This window comes from Pantoea stewartii subsp. stewartii, from assembly GCF_008801695.1.
In the GTDB taxonomy this organism is placed as follows: Bacteria; Pseudomonadota; Gammaproteobacteria; order Enterobacterales; family Enterobacteriaceae; genus Pantoea; species Pantoea stewartii.
This window is the reverse complement of record NZ_VZPF01000168.1, coordinates 1-2375: the sequence shown is the minus strand read 5'-3', so window position 1 is coordinate 2375 and position 2375 is coordinate 1. Positions and strand designations below refer to the sequence as shown.

Genomic DNA, 2375 nt, shown 5'->3' with positions numbered 1-2375 from the left:
CTTGTTGTAGTTGCACCAGTTGGTGATTTTGAATTTCTGCTTAGCCACGGAACTGCCTGCATTATCAGGATTATGCGTGATCTGATCCTGCAACTCAGCAAAAGTTCGATTTATTCAACAAAGCCATAGACACCTTCAAAACTGACTCATATGATAAAACAATCTTATCTGTGAGACTGCTAGCATGGATACAACAGAAGAGTTAAACGGGACGTACTTCTATAAAGGTGTATCTAACCTTTCAGCAGGCGAGTTGTTTTTCTGGGTATTTCTTGATGCTGTAGATGAGCAACTTGGGGTATCAGATATTGCTGCTGCTACTTTCATCATCGTTGGACAACCAAATCGTCCAACACGTGGCAAAATTGGCGGTACAATGACGACTAAAGGCACTTCCCTAATCTCAGAGACAGGCTTTGTTGAATAATAGGTAATCATTCTGTTTTGTCTGCACTGTTTTGGTAGAAAACGCTGATGCCAGACAGAACACCGTCATACGCAAGCATGTAATGCATTGATTTTATGTTATCTGAAACAACCGTTTTCATAGTACCACAGCATAAAATCCATTTATTCAACAAAGCCTCAGAGACAGCAAGACGCTATCTCAATGTTGAACTTCCTTTCAGACTTCCCACACTCACTAATTCCAGCATAAAAAGATTGAGGTTTTCATTCGTTACCAATCTTGGCGCTTTTGTCGGACGGACTGTGCCGATATTGGGCTGGGTTATTGTCGCTTCAGACATATCAAAAATTGCTTTCAATGCCACGACTAACTACAACCGCATAGCACGAGGTAATGATAAGTTATGGTAACTGACGAGCAAGTCTTGGATTTTTTTCGCCAAAATTTACCGCAGGTCAGAACGTTCAGCTTCAAAATCGTTCCACTTGAAATCAATGATACGTTACAGGAATACGCAGAATTTGATGATCTGGTTGAAGCTATTAATAAGTATTCTGACCAATTCAATATCGATGTTTCAAAGTTGAATATTGACAATTATTTCCCCTGGAAAACCCCTTGGTTCTTCCATGAATGGTTTAAAAAAGAGCCAGTAAAACAAAATAAGAAACCTCTGACAGTAAGCATGTTCGCTGAATCTGCAAAGGCAGGTCGTTGGATCTATGAATAGTTGCTTTATAATATTTGACAGGAACAAATAATGAGAGGGATGTGCAAATTATGTTTAGCGGAAAGTGATTTACAGCAATCGCACGTTATCCCCAGAAGCTTATTTTAAGCGGCTTAAAAAAGAAAATGGTAAAATTGTTCTTTTTGAAGATGGGATAAAATCCTTAGTAGGCAATTTTGATCCTAAAGAGCCTATGCTATGCAGGAATTGTGAGCAATTTTTGTCTATTAATTACGAGCAGTACGGAATTAGAGTATTAAGAGATCACAAAAATTTCAGGAAAAATGCAGACCACATCATCATAGGATCTTTTCAGTATGAAAGATTTTACCTCTATCTACTCAGTATCCTTTGGAGGGCTTCAATTGCAAAGGACGCTTATTATGATACTGTGCAGGGCACAGAGAGCTTAGATGATTTATTTAGACATTGCATTGCGGAGAAGAAGCTAAGGATTAACAAGCTTAGCGGCTTAAGGTTAGACCATTTTATCAAGGTTTCAGTTTTTAGAATTGTTGATAGTACATTTCATATCTCAGATGAAATTATCAAAGATATATTATCAAACTTTGTACAGAAAATGAGTGAAACTCATAAAGGAATAACTTGGTATTTTATAGTTGAGGGGTTTATTATCTATTATAATTTTTTCATAGGGAAAGGCTTTCACGAGATAAGAGCAACTAAGTTTTTATCCCAACTCAAAAAGGGAAGTCACCAAAAAATCCTCAAAATAGAGATTACCCAAAGTAAAACGTTAATTGATTTATTCAATAGTATGATAAGAGGATCATATTAATTAGCAGCGCTTTGAAAAAATATTGATATTTTTTATGAGTTAATGGGCTTTGTTGAATAAATGGATTTTATGCTGTGGTACTATGAAAACGGTTGTTTCAGATAACATAAAATCAATGCGTTACATGCTTGCGTATGACGGTGTTCTGTCTGGCATCAGCGTTTTCTACCAAAATAGTGCAGACAAAACAGAATGATTACCTATTATTCAACAAAGCCGAGTTAATGATATGTGTTTTAATCCTATTGAAGGCTATTTAAATTTGATTGAAAATCAATCTCCCTCACAGGGTAATGTGTAAGAGATTATACGTAAGCGTCGCATTCAGACCGTATTGACGTTCAGGCAGAGGGAAGCTCGACCTTCCATGGCAGCAGATCGCGGACCCGGTTCACCGGCCAGTCCTGTATATGACCGATGACGTAACGCAACCACGT

General features: G+C 37.5%; 3 protein-coding genes and 2 pseudogenes. 4 read left to right on the top strand and 1 reads right to left on the bottom strand.

Going from position 1 to position 2375, the window contains the following annotated elements; genetic code table 11:
* Nucleotides 1-184: 184 nt before the first annotated feature.
* The 4 genes and pseudogenes from F7Q90_RS25245 to F7Q90_RS25230 all read left to right on the top strand — a co-directional run.
* Nucleotides 185-409, top strand: a pseudogene (locus tag F7Q90_RS25245) (STM2901 family protein); the annotation flags it as partial.
* A gap of 176 nt (nucleotides 410-585) precedes the next feature.
* Nucleotides 586-819, top strand: a pseudogene (locus tag F7Q90_RS27775) (STM2901 family protein); the annotation flags it as partial.
* Complete coding sequence (locus F7Q90_RS25235) at nucleotides 813-1139, top strand: DUF1493 family protein (protein ID WP_006122427.1); 327 nt, start codon at nucleotides 813-815, stop codon at nucleotides 1137-1139. The pseudogene F7Q90_RS27775 and the gene F7Q90_RS25235, both read left to right, overlap by 7 nt.
* Before the next feature lie 64 nt (nucleotides 1140-1203).
* On the top strand, nucleotides 1204-1938 hold the full coding sequence (locus tag F7Q90_RS25230) for a hypothetical protein (protein ID WP_006122428.1): 735 nt from the start codon (nucleotides 1204-1206) through the stop codon (nucleotides 1936-1938).
* Between the two features lie 341 nt (nucleotides 1939-2279).
* On the opposite strand, the gene F7Q90_RS25225 is transcribed toward F7Q90_RS25230, so the two are convergent.
* Nucleotides 2280-2375: transposase domain-containing protein (locus F7Q90_RS25225; protein ID WP_151160719.1), on the bottom strand; the 96-nt coding region annotated here is incomplete at its 5' end.